General features: G+C 70.7%; 16 protein-coding genes. 9 read left to right on the top strand and 7 right to left on the bottom strand.

From position 1 onward, the window contains the following. Positions 1–55: 55 nt before the first annotated feature. Positions 56–1,207: a nicotinate-nucleotide--dimethylbenzimidazole phosphoribosyltransferase gene (cobT, locus tag OHN74_RS10960; RefSeq protein ID WP_327694357.1), complete on the bottom strand. Its 1,152-nt coding sequence runs from the start codon at positions 1,205–1,207 to the stop codon at positions 56–58. A 173-nt stretch (positions 1,208–1,380) separates the two neighbouring features. Between cobT and OHN74_RS10955 the strand changes: the two genes are divergently transcribed. After that, on the top strand, positions 1,381–2,352 hold the full coding sequence (locus tag OHN74_RS10955) for a class I SAM-dependent methyltransferase (RefSeq protein ID WP_327694356.1): 972 nt from the start codon (positions 1,381–1,383) through the stop codon (positions 2,350–2,352). A gap of 143 nt (positions 2,353–2,495) precedes the next feature. On the opposite strand, the gene OHN74_RS10950 is transcribed toward OHN74_RS10955, so the two are convergent. Next, the gene (locus OHN74_RS10950) at positions 2,496–3,695 is read right to left on the bottom strand and encodes a bifunctional adenosylcobinamide kinase/adenosylcobinamide-phosphate guanylyltransferase (RefSeq protein ID WP_327694355.1); all 1,200 of its coding nucleotides are present in this window, start codon (positions 3,693–3,695) and stop codon (positions 2,496–2,498) included. A 113-nt stretch (positions 3,696–3,808) separates the two neighbouring features. Here OHN74_RS10950 and OHN74_RS10945 point away from each other — a divergent pair, with 113 nt between their 5' ends. Further along, complete coding sequence (locus OHN74_RS10945) at positions 3,809–4,024, top strand: hypothetical protein (protein WP_189152012.1); 216 nt, start codon at positions 3,809–3,811, stop codon at positions 4,022–4,024. Between the two features lie 105 nt (positions 4,025–4,129). Here OHN74_RS10945 and OHN74_RS10940 read toward each other — a convergent pair whose 3' ends face one another. Together OHN74_RS10940 and OHN74_RS10935 are read right to left on the bottom strand one after the other, a co-directional pair. Further along, a complete protein-coding gene (locus OHN74_RS10940) occupies positions 4,130–4,837 on the bottom strand; it encodes a class I SAM-dependent methyltransferase (RefSeq protein ID WP_327700070.1) in 708 nt (235 codons plus the stop codon). A gap of 80 nt (positions 4,838–4,917) precedes the next feature. Next, positions 4,918–5,544 carry a DUF3043 domain-containing protein gene (locus tag OHN74_RS10935; protein ID WP_327694354.1) on the bottom strand — a complete coding sequence of 209 codons (627 nt, stop codon included), beginning with the start codon at positions 5,542–5,544 and terminating at the stop codon, positions 4,918–4,920. 248 nt (positions 5,545–5,792) lie between these two features. Between OHN74_RS10935 and OHN74_RS10930 the strand changes: the two genes are divergently transcribed. The 5 genes from OHN74_RS10930 (at position 5,793) to OHN74_RS10910 (ending at position 12,301) form a co-directional block, all read left to right on the top strand. Beyond that, positions 5,793–6,578, top strand: coding sequence for a PspA/IM30 family protein (locus OHN74_RS10930; RefSeq protein WP_327694353.1), 786 nt, complete (start codon positions 5,793–5,795; stop codon positions 6,576–6,578). A gap of 45 nt (positions 6,579–6,623) precedes the next feature. Next, complete coding sequence (gene pspAA / locus OHN74_RS10925; RefSeq protein WP_327694352.1) at positions 6,624–6,902, top strand: PspA-associated protein PspAA; 279 nt, start codon at positions 6,624–6,626, stop codon at positions 6,900–6,902. A 111-nt stretch (positions 6,903–7,013) separates the two neighbouring features. After that, a complete protein-coding gene (locus OHN74_RS10920; protein ID WP_327694351.1) occupies positions 7,014–8,264 on the top strand; it encodes a sensor histidine kinase in 1,251 nt (416 codons plus the stop codon). 56 nt (positions 8,265–8,320) lie between these two features. Continuing rightward, positions 8,321–9,004, top strand: a complete 684-nt coding sequence (locus OHN74_RS10915) for a response regulator transcription factor (RefSeq protein WP_327694350.1) — start codon at positions 8,321–8,323, stop codon at positions 9,002–9,004. 192 nt (positions 9,005–9,196) lie between these two features. Further along, positions 9,197–12,301 carry an efflux RND transporter permease subunit gene (locus tag OHN74_RS10910; protein WP_327694349.1) on the top strand — a complete coding sequence of 1,035 codons (3,105 nt, stop codon included), beginning with the start codon at positions 9,197–9,199 and terminating at the stop codon, positions 12,299–12,301. Between the two features lie 153 nt (positions 12,302–12,454). Here OHN74_RS10910 and nadA read toward each other — a convergent pair whose 3' ends face one another. Continuing rightward, positions 12,455–13,651, bottom strand: a complete 1,197-nt coding sequence (gene nadA, locus OHN74_RS10905) for a quinolinate synthase NadA (protein WP_327694348.1) — start codon at positions 13,649–13,651, stop codon at positions 12,455–12,457. Between the two features lie 329 nt (positions 13,652–13,980). Between nadA and OHN74_RS10900 the strand changes: the two genes are divergently transcribed. Further along, positions 13,981–14,337 (top strand): iron-sulfur cluster assembly accessory protein, encoded by a 357-nt coding sequence (locus OHN74_RS10900; RefSeq protein ID WP_006380335.1) that lies wholly within the window; start codon positions 13,981–13,983, stop codon positions 14,335–14,337. Between the two features lie 114 nt (positions 14,338–14,451). On the opposite strand, the gene OHN74_RS10895 is transcribed toward OHN74_RS10900, so the two are convergent. Together OHN74_RS10895 and OHN74_RS10890 are read right to left on the bottom strand one after the other, a co-directional pair. Continuing rightward, on the bottom strand, positions 14,452–16,062 hold the full coding sequence (locus OHN74_RS10895; protein ID WP_327694347.1) for a hypothetical protein: 1,611 nt from the start codon (positions 16,060–16,062) through the stop codon (positions 14,452–14,454). A gap of 180 nt (positions 16,063–16,242) precedes the next feature. Continuing rightward, positions 16,243–16,488 (bottom strand): hypothetical protein, encoded by a 246-nt coding sequence (locus OHN74_RS10890; protein WP_443060365.1) that lies wholly within the window; start codon positions 16,486–16,488, stop codon positions 16,243–16,245. A gap of 134 nt (positions 16,489–16,622) precedes the next feature. Between OHN74_RS10890 and OHN74_RS10885 the strand changes: the two genes are divergently transcribed. Then, positions 16,623–17,597: a carbohydrate kinase family protein gene (locus OHN74_RS10885; RefSeq protein WP_327694346.1), complete on the top strand. Its 975-nt coding sequence runs from the start codon at positions 16,623–16,625 to the stop codon at positions 17,595–17,597. The last annotated feature ends 64 nt before the right edge of the window (positions 17,598–17,661 follow it).

Here is a 17,661-nt window from a genome sequence, read left to right as displayed (position 1 = left end):
GAACAGTGATCATATGGGGCATGTTGAGCTGCATGCCCCATATGTCCATCAATGGTCAGAGAGCCTCGGACTGCTCGGACTGCTCGGACTGCTCGGACTCCTTGGGCTGCTCGGACTCCTCCGACTCCTCCGGCTCCTTCGCGTCCTCCTGCTCGGATGCCTCCGGAGCCTCGGGCAGCTCCGCCGCCAGTGCCGCCGCGGCCTGCACCAGCGAAAGGGCCAGCAGTGCCCCGGCCCCCTCGCCCACGGTCACCCCGTGGTCGAGCAGCGGCTCCAGCGCCATCCGGTCGAGCGCCTTCGCCTGGGCCGGCTCCCCGCTGTTGTGGCCGGCGAGCCACCAGTCCGGCGCCCGGAAGGCGACCCGCTGCCCGACCAGCGCGCACGCGGCCGACACCACGCCGTCCAGGATCACCGGCATCTTGCGCACCGCGCTCTGCAGCAGGAACCCGGTCGTCGCGGCGAGGTCGGCGCCGCCCACCGTCGCCAGCAGCTGCAGCTGGTCCCCGAGCACCGGCCGGGCGCGCCGCAGCGCGTCGCGGACCGCGGCGCACTTGCGCATCCACGCCAGGTCGTCGATCGGCAGCCCGCCGCGCCCCGTGACGACCGACGCGTCGGTCCCGCACAACGCGGCCACCAGCACCGACGCGGCCGTGGTCCCGCCCACGCTCACATCGCCGAGCACCACCAGATCCGTACCGGAGTCGGCCTCCTCGTCGGCCACGGCGACCCCGGCCAGGAAGGCCGCCTCCGCCTCCTCAAGTGTCATCGCGTCCTCGACGTCGATCCGCCCGCTGCCGCGCCGCGTCCGGTGTCCCGCGACCTCGTCGGGCAGCGTGTCCGGCTCGCAGTCCAGCGCCATGTCGACGACACGCACGGGCACCCCGAGCCGCCGCGCGAGCACGGCGACGGGGCTGGAGCCGTCCAGCACGGCCCGCACGGACTGGTCGGCACTGCCGGCGGGACGCGCCGACACACCCAGCCCGGCGACCCCGTGATCCCCCGCGAACAACACGACACGCGGCCGTTCCACCACCCGTACCGGTACCGAGGACTGTGCCGCCGCCAGCCACTCACCCAGGTCGTCGAGGCGTCCGAGTGATCCGGGCGGCACGATCTGGCGCTCCCGCCGCGCCTCCGCGTCGCGGCGCACACCGCCGTCGGGGCGCTCGATCAGATCGGTGAAGTCGTCGAGATTAAGCGAGCTCATTCGCCGAACAGTACCGGCAGCGATCGAACAGGGCGCCGTCACGTTGGAGCCATGTCATTGCACCCGGGATCGCCATCCCCTACGTAACGTTTTGAGACGTAATGTCGCACGGCGCCCCAGCGCACCGCACACCGGTGCACCGCTTCGGTGCACCGCTTCAGCAGGAGCCGCCCATGTCCCCCGCCCCCAAGGCGACCGCCCCGCAGGAGACCGGGACCGACGGGTTCCACGAACCGCGCCGCGAGGACTGCCCCTGGTGCGGATCCAGACGGTTGCGCACCCGCCTGCGCACGTCTGACCTCCGGCGGCGCGGGCCGGGCACGTTCGTCGTCGACGAGTGCCGCGACTGCGCCCACGCCTTCCAGAACCCGCGCCTCACCGCGGAGGGCCTCGCCCTCCACCACCAGGACCTGCCCGACGTCCCGCACCCGGTCGCGCCCCGCCGCCACCGTGCCGCGGCCCGGGCGATGCTCCCCTTCCCGGAACCGGAGAGCTGGCTCGACGTGGGGACGGGCGAAGGAGCCTTCCCGGCGGCGGCGAAGCGCTTTTTCCCGTACACGGCCTTCGACGGCGTGGACACCACCCGCCGCGTCCAGAAGGCCCGCGCATCCGGCCACATCGAGGAGGCCCACCGGGGCCGCCTCACCGACGAGAAGATCGTCAACCGCCTGCACGCCCGCTACGACGTCGTCAGCATGTTCCACCACCTGGAACACACCCCGGACCCCCGCGAGGAACTCCGCGCCGCCCTGCGGGCCCTGCGCCCCGGCGGCCACCTCCTGATCGAAGTCCCGGACCCGCACTGCGCGTTCGGCGCTCTGCTGGGCAAGTGGTGGCCCTGGTACGCCCAGCCCCGCCACCTGCACCTCATGCCGCTGGCCAACCTGGTGGCGGAACTGGAGTCCCAGCACTGCACGATCATCGCGACGGACCGCCGGGCACCCCATGTCCCCTACGACCTGACAGGCGCCCTCACCCTGGCGGTGACCCGGGTGCTTCCGGCCCGCCGCACACCTCTGCTCCGGGCGGCGGTCCCCTTCCTGGCGGTGGCCTCGGTCCTCGACCACGCACTGGCCCCGCTCCTGCGCAGAACCCGCTTCGCGAACACGTACCGGATCATCGCGAGGAGGGGCACTCTCACATAGCTGCGACCGGCCTGCGACCTCCGGCCGACCGGGGCGCCTTTGGGGGCGCGGGGCTGTACTTGATTTGCGGCTACCGCCGCGCTGGCGCGACCAGTCCCACCGGGCCCGCAGCCGAAAGCCGGCCCAGCCCGCGGCAGCGCCCCTCACCCCCGCAGCGGCACCGCCTGCCCGGCCACCACCAACAGCACGTGCTCGCACTCGGCCCCGAACGCCGAGTTCAGCCGCCCCAGCTCGTCCCGGTACCGGCGCCCGGACGCCGTCGCCGGCACGATCCCCGACCCCACCTCGTTGGACACGGCGACCACGGTCCGTCGCGTGGACCGGACCGCCGCCGTCAACTCCCGTACCCGCCTCCGCAACTCCTTCTCCCCGCCCCCCGCCCACTCCGCGTCGTCCCACGCCCCCACCTGGTCCATCGCGTCCGTCAGCCACAGCGACAGACAGTCGATGAGCAGCGGCGCCCCCACGTCCTTCAGCAGCGGTACGAGGTCACAGGTCTCGGTGGTACGCCACGAACCAGGCCGCCGCTCCCGATGCGCGTGCACCCGCGCCGCCCACTCCCCGTCCCCGTTGCGCGTCCCGCCCGTGGCCACGTACAGCACGTCCGGGAACGCCTCCAGCCGCCGCTCCGCCTCCACCGACTTCCCGGACCGCGCCCCGCCCAGCACCAGCGTCCGCCGGGGCACGTCCGGTACGTCCTCGTAGACCCCGACCGTCAACGTCGTACCGTCCGCCACCGCCCGCGCGCCCGCCGCCGCGAGCCGACGCCGCAGCTCGGCACCCGGCGGCACGTCATGGTCCAGATGGACGGCGACCACATCCGTGGCCGGCCCGAGCGCGCCCACCGCCCGCAGCCGGGCCAGGGCGTCAGGCCGCCCGACGACGTCCGCGAGGACCATGTCGTACGAGGGACCGGTCCCGTCGAGCCCGGCCGGCGCCGCGCCCGGGGGCAGATACAGCAGGCGCTGCCCGTCGGGACCGGTCACCGCGTACCCCGTACCCGGCGCGTCCATCGGGACCGCGCGCACCCGGTGCCCGGTCAGCAGCGCCAACTCCCGCCCGTCCGGCACCCGTCCGGGCTGCGGGAGCCCCGCCGGCACCTCGACGGCGGGCCCGTCGTGCGGATGCGACAGCAGCACCTGCCGCACACCGCCCAGCGAGTGCCCGGCGCGCGCCGCCGCCAGTACGGCGCCGGGGGTGAGGTCGAGCAGCAGCGTGCCGTCCACGAGCAGCGCGGTGGCCGCCCGCGCGTGCACACCGAGCGCGCCGCTACAGGCCGCGCACGCACAGTCGGGGCGGGGAAGACCCGCGGGGGCACCGGTACCGAGCAGAGTGAGTTCCACGAACCTGATTTTCGCGTGTCCCCGCAGGTCTTGCGCGTCCGGCTAGGCTCGGGGGCTGGAGCGGATCAAGATCCGGCTCCTGGTCTGCAGCGGTTCATATCTTGGAGGCGTACATGGCGGCATGGACGTGGCGGTTCGAGAAGACCGACGGGGCGGAGGTCCAGCCCGCGGTGGAGCCCGAGGAGTTCACGACGCAGGGGGACGCCGAGTCCTGGATCGGCGAGTACTGGAAGGACCTTCTCGCGGGCGGCGCGGACCAGGTACGGCTGTTCGAGGACACCACACAGATCTACGGCCCGATGAGCCTGAAGGACGCCCAGGAGGCGTAGCGGTGCTGAAGGGGCGCCCCTAAAAGCGCCCCTTCAGGGGCGTCTCAGGGGCGCGGGGAACTGCGCGACCAGCCCCGACGGACCCGCATATGAAGCACCCGGGAATCAGCCCCGCACGCCGCACAAGTGCAACAACGCAGCAACCTGCCGATAGGGATCGGTCCGCCCAGCCCGCTCCTCCACGGCCAGGAGGGCGTCCACCTCGGCCTGAACAACCTCGACGGAGTCGTCCGCCGTGTCCGTGAACACCCGCACCCCGTACCACGCGTGCAGCGGCGCCCCGATGCCCGCGAGCGTGCCGGTGAGGGTGGAGAGCCGGTCCGCGCGCACCTCAAGGCCGAGCCGGTTCGTGTAGGAGTCGGTGTCGAAGGCACCCACCGCACCCGCCCAGTCCCCGGAGAGCCCCGGCCGCATGGCCAGCGCGTCGCCGTTGCGCACCAGCAGCGACAGCAGCCCGCCCGGCGCCAGCATCCGCGCCAGCCCCGCCAGCAGGGCGTCCGGCAGTTCGACGTACATCAGTACGCCATGACAGAGCACGACGTCGAAACTGCCCGGCAGAAAGTGCACCCCGGTGTCGCGGCCGTCGCTCTCCAGGAGCCGGACGCGGTCACGGATGCCCTCGGGCTCGGCGGCCAGCGCCTCCCGGGCCGCGCCGAGCATCCTCGGGTCCTTCTCGACACCGGTGACCTGATGGCCGGCCCGGGCCAGCCGCAGTGCCTGCGTGCCCTGACCCATACCGACGTCGAGCACCCGCAGCCGCTGCCCGACCGGGAACCGCCCGGCTATCTGCTCGTCGAGCTGCCGGGCAACCAGTTCCTGCCGTACGACATTCCGCAGCCCGCCCAGCTTGTCCAGCCAGGCATCCGCCGCGCCCCCGGAGAACGACGTAGTGCTCAGGGCCGCTCTCCGCGCTTGACCTGAGGCTTCGGCAGCCGGAGGCGACGCATCTGAAGAGAACGCATGAGCGCGTAGGCGACCGCGCCCTTCGTCCGCTCGTTCGGATGACGCTCGGCCAGCTGCTTCTTCAGCCGGAACGCGATGAAGACCGAGTCGACGATGATCAGCACGATCACGAAGAGCCACAGCAGCAGCGCGATGCTCTGCAGCGCGCCGACCCGCACCATGCTCAGTACGAGGATGACCACGGCCATCGGCAGGAAGAACTCGGCGACACAGAAGCGCGAGTCCACGAAATCGCGCGCGAAACGGCGCACCGGGCCCTTGTCGCGGGCGGGGAGATAACGCTCGTCCCCGCTGGCGAGCGCCTGGCGCTGACGCTCCATCGCGGCACGGCGCTCGTCACGCTGCCGCTTGACCCCCTCCTTGCGCGTCTTGGGCGTACTGGCCACGCTGCGGCGCTGGGACTGGGCCTCACTCCGCTTGGGAGTGGGCCTGCCCTTCGGGGCCTGCGGGTCACGGGTCTGCTTGGAGTCGGTCACGGCCGCCTTGTCGGCGGGGGCCTTCTCTTCCTTGGCGCGGCTACGGAACACAAAACCCAAGGGTAAGGGGTCTCGGGGCATGGACCCCAGCCGAGTGGGGAACGATCCGGCAACACCGGTCGTCTCTAGAAGACAGACAGAGGTACAGACACAGAGACAGACAGTAGGGGGTCACCTACTCCCTACGCCGGAGTGGGACAGATCGCAGTCGTCCTTGGGGATGAGCGCATCGGGCCCGGAACAGTGCGGTAATAGAGGCAGGGCCCGTACTGTTGGTCCTGTTGCAGGTGCTGGAGCTGGAGTCCGTCAGAAGGGGGCGCGCGAAGCCCATGAGCGGTGTCATGAAGCGTATGGGGATGATCTTCCGCGCGAAGGCGAACAAGGCCCTTGACCGGGCCGAGGACCCGCGCGAAACCCTCGATTACTCGTACCAGAAACAGCTGGAGCTGCTCCAGAAGGTGCGCCGCGGAGTCGCCGACGTGGCGACCAGCCGCAAGCGCCTGGAGCTGCAGCTCGCCCAGCTGAACAAGCAGTCCTCCACGCTGGAGGACCAGGGCCGCAAGGCGCTCGCGCTGGGCCGAGAGGACCTGGCCCGCGAGGCGCTCTCGCGTCGCGCCGCCCTCCAGCAGCAGGTGACGGACCTGGAGACACAGCACCAGACCCTCCAGGGCGAGGAGGAGAAGCTCACCCTCGCGGCGCAGCGCCTCCAGGCCAAGGTCGACGCCTTCCGCACCAAGAAGGAGACGATCAAGGCGACGTACACCGCCGCCCAGGCCCAGACCCGGATCGGCGAGGCGTTCACCGGCATCTCCGAGGAGATGGGCGACGTGGGCCTGGCGATCCAGCGGGCCGAGGACAAGACGGCACAGCTCCAGGCGCGCGCCGGTGCGATCGACGAGCTGCTCGCCTCGGGCGCCCTCGACGACCCCACGGGCATGGCGAAGGACGACATCCAGGCCGAGCTGGACCGGCTCTCCGGTGGTACGGATGTGGAGCTGGAGCTGCAGCGCATGAAGGCGGAGCTGGCCGGCGGTTCGTCGTCGGGGCAGCAGGCCATCGAGGGCGGCAGCGGCCAGCAGCAGCCGAAGGACACTCCGCGCTTCGACAAGCAGTGACCCACAGCGGTCCCAGAGTGGTAGGCCACGCCTGAGGAGGGCGACATGATCGTACGGATCATGGGGGAGGGCCAGGTGAGGCTGGCGGACAGCCACCTCACCGAACTGAACAAGCTGGACGACGTACTCCTGGCGGAAATGGAGCTCGGCGACGGCCCGGGCTTCCGCCGCACCCTCCACCTCCTGCTGGACAGGGTCCGCGATCTCGGCGAGCCCCTGCCGGACGAGGCCCTGGACCCGTCGGACCTCATCCTCCCGTCGCCGGACGCGACGCTGGAGGAGGTCCGGGAGATGCTGGGCGACGACGGCTTGATCCCGGGGTGAGGTTCCGCATCTCAGCCCGTCCGGCGATTGAGGACAAGGCCCGTACAGGGCCGTAGCAGGGGCCTGGGGGTGCAACCCCCAGTAACACCCAGGTGAGCTACTTTGACAAACGTGAACGCCCTCCAGCGAGCCCGATGCCACCTGAAAGCGCACCCCCTCGCGCTGGACGTGGCCCTCGCCGCCGCTGTCCTCCTCTGCATGCTGGGCGCCTCGTTCGTCGACCCGCACGGACAGGAAGACGGCTCCTGGACCGCCCGCACCCCCGACGTCCTCAGCCTTGTCCTCATGGTGCTCGGCGCCGCGGCGCTCGTCCTGCGCCGACGCGCCCCCATGAAGGTGCTCGCGGTCACCGGCGTCGCCTCCCTCGTCGAGTCGGTGATCGCAGACCCCCGTGCCCCCGTCGCGATGTCCGCGGTGATCGCCCTCTACACCGTCGCGTCGACCACCGACCGCCCCACCACCTGGCGCGTCGGCCTCCTCACGATGACCGTCCTCACCGGTTCCGCGATGCTGGCCGGCCCCCTCCCCTGGTACGCGCAGGAGAACCTCGGCATCTTCGCCTGGACCGGCATGGCCGCGACCGCCGGGGACGCCGTACGAAGCCGCCGTGCCTTTGTCGACGCCATAAGAGAGCGCGCCGAGCGAGCCGAACGCACCCGCGAGGAGGAGGCCCGCCGACGCGTGGCCGAGGAGCGGCTGCGCATCGCCCGTGACCTGCACGACGTGGTCGCCCACCACATCGCCCTCGTCAACGTCCAGGCCGGAGTCGCCGCGCACGTCATGGACAAGCGCCCCGACCAGGCCAAGGAGGCCCTCGCCCACGTACGGGAGGCCAGTCGCTCGGCGCTCAACGAGCTGCGCGCGACCGTCGGGCTGCTGCGCCAGTCCGGGGACCCGGAGGCACCCACCGAGCCCGCCCCCGGTCTGCACCGGCTCGACGAGCTGGTCGGCACCTTCCACAACGCCGGACTCCAGGTCGAGGTCGCCCGCGCCGACCAGGACACCACCCTCCCCGCGGCCATCGACCTGGCCGCCTACCGGGTGATCCAGGAAGCCCTGACGAACGTACAGAAGCACGCGGGGACGGAGGCCAAGGCCGAGGTCAGCGTCGTACGGGTGGGGCCGAACATCGAGATCACCGTGCTGGACGACGGGCCGGGGCACGGCGTGGGCCAGGACGGCCCGGAGGAGGGCGGCGGGCACGGCCTGCTCGGGATGCGGGAGCGCGTCACCGCGGTCGGCGGCGGCTGCACCGCCGGTCCCCGATACGGAGGCGGCTTCCGGGTGCATGCGATCCTGCCGGTGCAGAGCAGGCCGCGTCCCGCGGACGGCGCGGGCACCCCCGTACAGAGAACCGCCTGACGGACGACCCTCACAGACCACCGCCCGCCGACGCACCGATTCAACGAGGACCGCCCATGACGATCCGTGTCCTGCTCGCCGACGACCAGGCACTGCTGCGCAGCGCCTTCCGCGTGCTCGTGGACTCGGAGGCCGACATGGAGGTGGTCGGCGAGGCGTCCGACGGGGCGGAGGCGGTGCGGCTCGCGCGGGAGCAGCGCGCCGACGTCGTGCTGATGGACATCAGGATGCCGGGCACCGACGGACTGGCCGCGACCCGGCTGATCAGCGCGGATCCTGGGCTCGCGCATGTACGGGTCGTGATGCTGACGACGTTCGAGGTCGACGAGTACGTGGTGCAGTCGCTGCGCGCGGGCGCGTCCGGGTTCCTCGGCAAGGGGTCCGAGCCCGACGAGCTGCTGAACGCCATCCGGGTCGCCGCCGGGGGCGAGGCGCTGCTGTCGCCGGCCGCCACCAAGGGACTGATCGCCCAGTTCCTCGCGCAGGGCGACGTGCTGGACGACGGCCGTGACCCCGCCCGTGCCGAGCGGCTGGACGCGTTGACCGGGCGGGAGCGCGAGGTGCTGGTGCAGGTCGCCGGCGGGCACTCGAACGACGAGATAGCGGAGCGGCTGGAGGTCAGCCCGTTGACGGTGAAGACGCACGTCAACCGGGCCATGGCCAAGCTGGGCGCCCGGGACAGGGCACAACTCGTCGTCATCGCCTACGAGTCGGGACTGGTACGTCCAAGGGTGGAGTGAGTTCCGCGGGGCGTACTGCGGCCGGAGTAGGGACCGGGTAAGGAAACGGGACCTGGGGTCTAGGGAACAGGGGTGTTCCATGGCCCAGGGTGTAGGAGCGGGCGCTCATCTGTGTGACACGCACATGCAGATGTGTAGGTGTCACACCTGCGTCCTTCCTCCGCTCAGGCCACAGAAGAGAGACGCTCATCCATGTCCTGGCTGTCCAGGTTCAGCCTCGCGCAACGGGCCCTGATAGGGCTGATGTCGATCGTCGCGATCGTCTTCGGGGCGATAGCGATACCGCAGCTCAAGCAACAGCTGCTGCCCACCATCGAGCTCCCGGTGGTGTCCGTCCTGGCGCCTTACCAGGGTGCGTCCCCCGATGTGGTCGAGAAGCAGGTCGTCGAGCCCATCGAGGACAACCTCGAAGGCGTCGACGGCATCACCGGTGTCACCTCCACCGCCAGCGAGGGCAACGCCCTGATCACGGCGTCCTTCGACTACGGCAACGACACCAAGCAGTTGGTCGCCGACGTCCAGCAGGCCGTCAACCGGGCCCGCGTGCTGCTCCCGGACGACGTGGACCCGCAGGTCGTCGCCGGTTCGACGGACGACATTCCGACGGTCGTCCTCGCCGTCACGTCCGACCAGGACCAGCAGGCCCTCGCCGACCGGCTCGACCGCACGGTGGTCCCCGACCTGCGGGCCATCGACGGCGTCGGCCAGGTCACGGTCGACGGCGTACGGGACGTCCAGGTCACCGTCACCCCGGACGACCGGAAGCTGGCGGCGGCGGGCCTCGACTCCACCGCCCTCGCCCAGGCACTGCAGGCGGGCGGCGCCACCGTCCCGGCGGGCTCCTTCGACGAGGCGGGCAGCAACCGTACGGTCCAGGTCGGCGGTGGCTTCACCTCGGTGGAGCAGATCGAGGACCTGATGGTCACGGGCGCGCCCGGTACCCGGACCAGGCCGGTACGCCTCGCCGATGTGGCGGCCGTCAAGCAGGAGTCGGCGAAGGCCGACTCGATCACGCGTACGGACGGCAGGCCGAGCCTCGCCGTCACGGTCACGATGGACAACGACGGCAGCGCGGTGTCCATCTCGGACGCGGTCGAGGCCAAGCTCGCCGACATGCGGGGGGACCTGGGGACCGACGCCACGATCACGGTGGTCAGCGACCAGGGACCGGCGGTGGCGAAGTCCATCAAGGGCCTGACGACGGAGGGCGGCCTCGGCCTGCTCTTCGCGGTGATCGTCATCCTGGTCTTCCTGGCGTCGATCCGCTCGACCCTCGTCACGGCGGTCTCGATCCCGCTCTCGGTGGTCCTGGCCCTGATCGTCCTGTGGACCAGGGACCTGTCCCTGAACATGCTGACGCTGGGCGCGCTGACGATCGCGATCGGCCGGGTCGTCGACGACTCGATCGTGGTCCTGGAGAACATCAAGCGCCATCTCGGCTACGGCGAGGAGCGCCAGGAGGCCATCCTCAAGGCGGTCAGGGAGGTCGCGGGCGCGGTGACGTCCTCGACGCTCACGACGGTCGCGGTGTTCCTGCCGATCGGCCTGGTCGGCGGCATGGTCGGCCAGCTGTTCGGCGCGTTCAGCCTGACGGTGACGGCGGCCCTGCTGGCGTCGCTCCTGGTCTCGCTCACGGTCGTCCCGGTCCTCTCGTACTGGTTCCTGCGCGCCCCGAAGGACACCCCCGAGGACGCCGACGAGGCCCGCAGGCTGGCGGAGGAGAAGGAGGCGAAGAGCAGGCTCCAGCGGGTGTACGTGCCTGTCCTGCGCTTCGCGACCCGGCGCCGTCTGACGAGCGTGGCGATCGCGGCGGTGGTCCTGATCGGCACCTTCGGCATGGCACCGCTCCTGAAGACGAACTTCTTCGACCAGGGTGAGCAGGAAGTCCTGACCGTCAAGCAGCAGTTGAAGCCGGGCACCAGCCTGGCGGCCACGGACGTCCAGGCGAGGAAGGTCGAGCAGCTGCTCGCGGACGTGAAGGGCGTCAGGGACTACCAGGTGACGATCGGTTCGTCCGGTTTCCTGGCGGCCTTCGGCGGCGGCACCGACACCAACCAGGCCTCCTACCAGGTCATGCTGGAGGACTCGGCATCGGCGGACGAGGTCCAGGACAGGATCGAAGAGGGACTGGGGAAGCTCTCCGGCATCGGTACGACCACCATCGCGGCCGGTGACGGCTTCGGCAGCCAGGACCTGAAGGTGGTCGTGAAGGCGGCCGACGCGGACGTCCTGCGCAAGGCGGCGGACGAGGTCCGCGACACGGTGGCGGGCCTGGACGACGTCACCGACGTCACCAGCAACCTGGCGCAGAGCGTGCCGCGCATCTCGGTGCGGGCCAACTCCAAGGCGGCGGCGGCCGGTTACAACCAGCAGACGCTGGGCGCGGCGGTGGCCGAGGCGGTCAAGGGCACGACTGCGGCCAGGGCGACCCTGGACGACACCGAGCGCGACGTCGTCATCAGGTCGGCGAAGCCGGCCGACACGCTGGACGGCCTGAAGGCGCTGCGCTTGGGCGCGGTGAAGCTGGGCGACATCGCGGACGTGCAACTGGTGGACGGTCCGGTGTCGATGACCCGTATCGACGGCCAGCGGGCCGCGACGATCACTGCTCGCCCGACCGGCGACAACACGGGCGCGGTCAGCGCGGACCTCACCTCGAAGCTGGACGCCCTCAAGCTCCCCGCGGGCGCGACGGCGGAGATCGGCGGGGTGTCGTCGGACCAGGACGACGCGTTCAAGAACCTGGCGCTGGCGATGCTGGCGGCGATCGCGATCGTCTTCATGCTCCTGGTGGCGACGTTCCGTTCCCTGGTCCAGCCACTGATCCTGCTGGTGTCGATCCCGTTCGCGGCAACGGGCGCGATCGGCCTGCTGGTCGCCACGGGCACCCCGATGGGCGTCCCGGCGATGATCGGCATGCTGATGCTGATCGGCATCGTGGTGACGAACGCGATCGTTCTGATCGACCTGATCAACCAGTACCGCGGCCAGGGCTACGGCGTGGTCGAAGCGGTGGTCGAAGGCGGCCGGCACCGCCTCCGCCCGATCCTGATGACGGCTCTGGCGACGATCTTCGCCCTGCTCCCGATGGCGTTGGGCGTGACGGGCGAGGGCGGCTTCATCGCCCAGCCGCTGGCAGTGGTCGTCATCGGCGGCCTGATCACGTCAACGGCCCTGACCCTGCTGCTGGTTCCGACGCTGTACGCGGTGGTGGAACTGCGGAAGGAACGGCGGGCGAAGAAGAAGGCGGCGAAGCGCGAGCCGAAGCCGGAGGTGCTGGAGCCGGCGGGTGTCTGACCCGCGTTCGCTGCATGGCTGGTCACGGCCAACTTCACGTCTGCCGCCCACTGGTCCTACGGCGGCCACGAAGGTGTGAGGCGGGATGGCCGCCGTCCACCTGCGCGCCGGAGCCCGCGCCCGAAATGGGCGCGGGCTCCGGCGTCCACCCGCCTACGGCAGCGCCAGCATCCGCTCGAGCGCCAGCTTCGCGAACGCCTCCGTCTCCCGGTCCACCGAGATCTGGTTCACCAGCTTGCCCGCCGCCAGGGACTCCAGGGTCCAGACCAGGTGGGGAAGGTCGATGCGGTTCATCGTCGAGCAGAAGCAGACCGTCTTGTCGAGGAAGACGACCTCCTTGCCCTCGGGCGCGAAACGGTTCGCCAGACGGCGTACCAGGTTCAGCTCGGTCCCGATGGCCCACTTGGAGCCGGCCGGGGCCGCCTCCAGCGCCTTGATGATGTACTCGGTCGAGCCGACGTAGTCCGCCGCCTCCACCACTTCGTGCTTGCACTCGGGGTGAACCAGGACGTTCACACCGGGAATCCGTTCCCGGACGTCGTTCACCGAGTCGACGCTGAAGCGCCCGTGCACGGAGCAGTGGCCCCGCCAGAGGATCATCTTCGCGTTGCGCAGCTGCTCCGTCGTCAGGCCGCCGTTCGGCTTGTGCGGGTTGTAGAGGACGCAGTCGTCCAGCGACATCCCCATGTCCCGTACCGCCGTGTTGCGGCCCAGGTGCTGGTCCGGCAGGAACAGGACCTTCGCTGAACCGGGCTCCCGCTGCTCGAAGGCCCACTCAAGGGCGCGCTCGGCATTCGACGACGTACAGATCGTGCCGCCGTGCTTGCCCGTGAACGCCTTGATGTCCGCTGAGGAGTTCATGTAGGAGACGGGCACGACCTGGTCGGCCACCCCGGCCTCCGTCAGGACGTCCCAGCACTCGGCAACCTGTTCGGCCGTCGCCATGTCCGCCATCGAGCAGCCGGCGGCCAGGTCCGGCAGGACCACCTTCTGGTCGTCGCCGGTCAGGATGTCCGCCGACTCCGCCATGAAGTGCACACCGCAGAACACGATGTACTCCGCCTCCGGACGCGCCGCCGCGTCCCGGGCCAGCTTGAAGGAGTCGCCCGTGACGTCCGCGAACTGGATGACCTCGTCGCGTTGGTAGTGATGGCCCAGGACGAAGACCTTGTCGCCGAGCTTCTCCTTGGCCGCACGGGCACGTGCCACCAGGTCAGGGTCGGAGGGGGAGGGCAGGTCGCCGGGGCACTCCACGCCACGCTCGCTCCGCGGGTCGGCCTCACGGCCGAGGAGCAGCAGGGCGAGGGGCGTCGGCTGTACGTCGAGGTCCTGGGTCTGGGCGGTGGTCACGACACGCACCCTTTCTGTTCTACTGTTCACGCCTTTTCGTCTAATTGACGTTATCTATCGTAACCCCTTCACGTCACTTTGACGAGGTTCATAGCGTCGATGTGACATGAATCCCGGAGCCCGACCGGAGCCCGACCGGAGCCCGTCCACAGGTCGCTGTTCGCGCTTCCGCGCGTGTGCGAGCATGGAGAGGAGAACGGAAAAGTCAGACGGAATCGTCGGACGGAAACGTCAGGCGGAAACAACAGACTCTCGGCCCGGAATGAATCCGCGGCCCCGCCGGTTGCACTCGTCGGCAGAAGTCTCCGTACAACCCGGGAGAGATGTAGATGTCCGTATCGGACGAGACCAGCACCGTCACCGACGGCATCATCCTGTCCGACGCCGCCGCGGCGAAGGTCAAGGCCCTGCTCGACCAGGAAGGCCGCGAGGACCTCGCCCTGCGTGTCGCGGTCCAGCCCGGCGGTTGCTCGGGCCTGCGCTACCAGCTGTTCTTCGACGAGCGTTCCCTCGACGGTGACGTTCTCAAGGACTTCGACGGCGTCAAGGTCGTCACCGACCGTATGAGCGCTCCCTACCTCGGCGGCGCCTCCATCGACTTCGTCGACACCATCGAGAAGCAGGGCTTCACGATCGACAACCCGAACGCGACGGGCTCCTGCGCCTGCGGTGACTCCTTCAGCTAGGCCGTAGGGCCATCAGGCCGTTACGTGAAGGCGGCGCCCCCCTCCAACGGGGCGCCGCCTTCACGTGTACCGGGGGAGCCGAGCAGGGCCCGGCCGGATCGCTTGTCGGCGAAATCACCTGCTGGCGAAGTCGCCTTCGGGGATCGCCTGTCCGTCCGTCCCCACGACCTTCCGGTCACCCAGCGGCTCGTCCAGCCGCACGGTCTTGTACGCCGCCTTGGCGATCATGATGCAGATCTTGCCCTTCTCGGACTTCGAGGTCACCGTCACCGTCACCTCGCCCCCCTCCTCCTTCGCCGACGCCGAGTAGTCGCTGCACACCCCGGCCCAGAAGCCCACGGTCAGCTCCCTGCCGTCGCCGGAGACCGTGTAGCCCTCGATCTTCGTGCCGCGCGTCGTCGTCCCGGACGTCGGCTGGTCGCCCGGCGCGGTCGGAGTCGCCGTCGGGGACGGCTCCGCGCTTGTCGTGGCCCCGGCCAGATACCGGGGGTCGATCGCCGGATACGTCACCGTGTGGCCCTCGGCGGCACCCTGCGCCCGTACCTCGAACAGCCACGACGGCACCAGCGCCGGCCGCCCCGACACGGAGTGCGAGGCCAGACCGAACACCGCCTTGTCGACGGTGAGCGTCTCCTTCCGCGCCGTCGTCGCAGTCCCGCACGGCGCCTCCAGGCGGTCCTTCAGCGGTACGGGGCTCGCGCAGCCCCCGATGCCCATCCGGTGCTCGGGAGACGCCACCGCCCCCGGCTCGTTGAGCAGGGCCAGCGTCGCCTTGGCGCCGAGCACCGGGTACGTGTCGCTCTTCACCGGCGTCGCCAACTGGCCGCTGCCGCTCACCACTTCGCCCTGCGCGCTGACCTGGAGGCCGGTCGTCCAGCCGTAGGTGGGCAGCCCGCCGACCACCGGATCGGCGTTCACCACCCGCTGGGTGCCCATGACCTGGCTCGCGTCCAGCTTCGCGTCGTCCTGGCCGACCGCCTTCAGGACTGGCGCCACGGCCTTCTTCGCCACCGCCTCGCTCACCGGATCGACGCCCGTCCCCTCGGCGGAGGTGCCGGATTTCTGCGCGCACACGGTCGTGCTCCTGCAGTTGTCGGGACCGCCGAGAAGGTACCGGCTGAAGGACCAGGTCCCCGGCGCCTGCTTGTTCACCCGCAGGAACGGGCCCGTCCCGTCCTTCGCCGTGCCGACCAGCCAGCTGTCGGCCTCCGTCACCGGCTTCCCCTCGACACCGAGCGCCCCGGCCAGCCGGGTCACCTCGGCGGCCGTGATCGTTTCCGCGCCGTTCTTCGCCGTCGTGTACACCGGCGCCGAGGCGGGCCCGGCGGGCAGCGCGCCGTCCGCCCGGTAGGTCACGCCGTTGGGGTCGGGCTCACCGGGCGCGATACCGCTCGTACCGCCTGTGCCCCCCGTGTCACCCGTACCGCCCCCGGTGTAGCCGTCGAGGGCCAGCGGCGGGGGAGTGGTGCCGTCGCCGCCCGGCGCCGACGTGTCCGTACGGTCGTCGTCGTTCGAGCCGCCGGCCAGTCCGGCGGTGAGGTACGCCCCGCCACCCCCGACGAGCAGGACCGCGGCGGCGACCGAGGCGACGAGCACCGGGGACCGGCGCCGGGACGGGCGCTCCGCGTCGCTCTCCGCCTGCGCGGCCTCGGTGGTGCCGTCCGCTTCCGCCCCGGAGGCGGCATCGGTATCGGCGTCGTCGTGATCGGGTCGCTCGGTGTTCACCGCATCGCTCCTTCGGCTCCCAGCTGTCCCGGCTGTCCCGACCGACCGGTCCTGTCACCGACAGGCACCGACGGGTCGTACACCGCGTCCTCTTTACGGGGGACAGCGATGGGACGCAACGGGGGAGCGCGCGGTTCCCGTCGAGCGCTGCCCGACGGGGTGCCGACCGTCGCGGCCCGGCTAGTCGCCGTACTCGGACATCGCGTCCACGAGCCGTGCCGAGGCGGGCGGGACGGTCACGCCGTGGATCCGGGACGGGGAGACGGGCACGGCCGTGATCCGTTCCGGGGCCGCCCAGTGCGGGGTCATCCGGGCGCAGTCGCCGCGCAGGGAGGCCAGATCCCCTTCGAGGTCGTGCGTCGCGGCACCCGGTCCCGAGTGCATCTGCTGGACCTGAAGGGCCTGGTGAACCTTGAAGTTCGTCATAGCGGAACCGTATGCACCGGATACCCGGCCGAGAAAGATCTACTATCGGGTAGTTTTGCCGCTACAGCGAGCACGGGTCGACCGGGTAGCGTGAACTGTCAATCCCCCTCCCCTCGCAGGAGAGTGTCCCCGTCGTGCGTATCGCAGTCACCGGCTCCATCGCCACCGACCACCTCATGACCTTCCCCGGCCGTTTCGCCGACCAACTCGTAGCGGATCAGCTGCACACGGTCTCGCTCTCGTTCCTGGTCGACAACCTCGACGTACGCCGGGGTGGCGTGGGCGCGAACATCGCCTTCGGCATGGGCCAGCTCGGCACCAGGCCGATCCTGGTCGGGGCCGCCGGCGCCGACTTCGACGAGTACCGCGCCTGGCTGGAACGCCACGGCGTGGACACCGAGTCGGTGCGTATCTCCGAGACGCTGCACACCGCGCGTTTCGTGTGCACCAACGACGCCGACCACAACCAGATCGGCTCCTTCTACACCGGCGCCATGAGCGAGGCCCGGCTGATCGAGCTGAAGACCGTCGCCGACCGCGTCGGCGGCCTCGACCTGGTCTCGATCGGCGCGGACGACCCGGAGGCGATGCTCCGCCACACCGAGGAGTGCCGCACCCGGTCCATCCCGTTCGCCGCCGACTTCTCCCAGCAGATCGCCCGCATGGGCGGCGACGACATCAAGGTCCTGCTGGAGGGCGCCGCCTACCTCTTCTCGAACGAGTACGAGAAGGGCCTCATCGAGTCGAAGACCGGCTGGTCCGACGCCGAGATCCTCACCAGGGTCGGCACCCGCGTGACCACCCTCGGCGCCAGGGGCGTACGCATCGAGCGCGCCGGCGAGGAACCGATCGAGGTCGGCTGCCCGGACGAGGAGGCCAAGGTCGAGCCCACGGGCGTCGGCGACGCCTTCCGCGCGGGGTTCCTGTCGGGCCTGGCGTGGGGCGTCTCCCTGGAGCGGGCCGCGCAGGTCGGCTGCATGCTCGCCACGCTGGTCATCGAGACGGTGGGCACCCAGGAGTACCAGCTCCAGCGCGCCCACTTCATGGACCGTTTCCGCAAGGCGTACGGGGACGAGGCTGCGGGCGAGGTTCAGGGGCATCTGGGCTGAGTGCGGAGTGTCGTCTGCGGGCGCGTGGGGGCTGGTCGCGCTCACGCGGCGGCAGCCGCAAATC

This window comes from Streptomyces sp. NBC_00459 (genome assembly GCF_036013955.1).
Lineage (GTDB): Bacteria > Actinomycetota > Actinomycetes > Streptomycetales > Streptomycetaceae > Streptomyces.
Note: the sequence above shows the minus strand (reverse complement) of the source record. Positions and strands in the feature narration are given on the sequence as shown.

Excerpts from the sequence above, each read along its gene's own strand:
- cobT (WP_327694357.1), bottom strand. The coding sequence starts at position 1,207 with ATGAGCTCGCTTAATCTCGACGACTTCACCGATCTGATCGAGCGCCCC.
- OHN74_RS10955 (WP_327694356.1), top strand. The coding sequence starts at position 1,381 with ATGTCCCCCGCCCCCAAGGCGACCGCCCCGCAGGAGACCGGGACCGAC.
- OHN74_RS10945 (WP_189152012.1), top strand. The coding sequence starts at position 3,809 with ATGGCGGCATGGACGTGGCGGTTCGAGAAGACCGACGGGGCGGAGGTC.
- OHN74_RS10935 (WP_327694354.1), bottom strand. The coding sequence starts at position 5,544 with ATGCCCCGAGACCCCTTACCCTTGGGTTTTGTGTTCCGTAGCCGCGCC.
- OHN74_RS10930 (WP_327694353.1), top strand. The coding sequence starts at position 5,793 with ATGAGCGGTGTCATGAAGCGTATGGGGATGATCTTCCGCGCGAAGGCG.
- pspAA (WP_327694352.1), top strand. The coding sequence starts at position 6,624 with ATGATCGTACGGATCATGGGGGAGGGCCAGGTGAGGCTGGCGGACAGC.
- OHN74_RS10915 (WP_327694350.1), top strand. The coding sequence starts at position 8,321 with ATGACGATCCGTGTCCTGCTCGCCGACGACCAGGCACTGCTGCGCAGC.
- OHN74_RS10910 (WP_327694349.1), top strand. The coding sequence starts at position 9,197 with ATGTCCTGGCTGTCCAGGTTCAGCCTCGCGCAACGGGCCCTGATAGGG.
- OHN74_RS10900 (WP_006380335.1), top strand. The coding sequence starts at position 13,981 with ATGTCCGTATCGGACGAGACCAGCACCGTCACCGACGGCATCATCCTG.
- OHN74_RS10890 (WP_443060365.1), bottom strand. The coding sequence starts at position 16,488 with ATGACGAACTTCAAGGTTCACCAGGCCCTTCAGGTCCAGCAGATGCAC.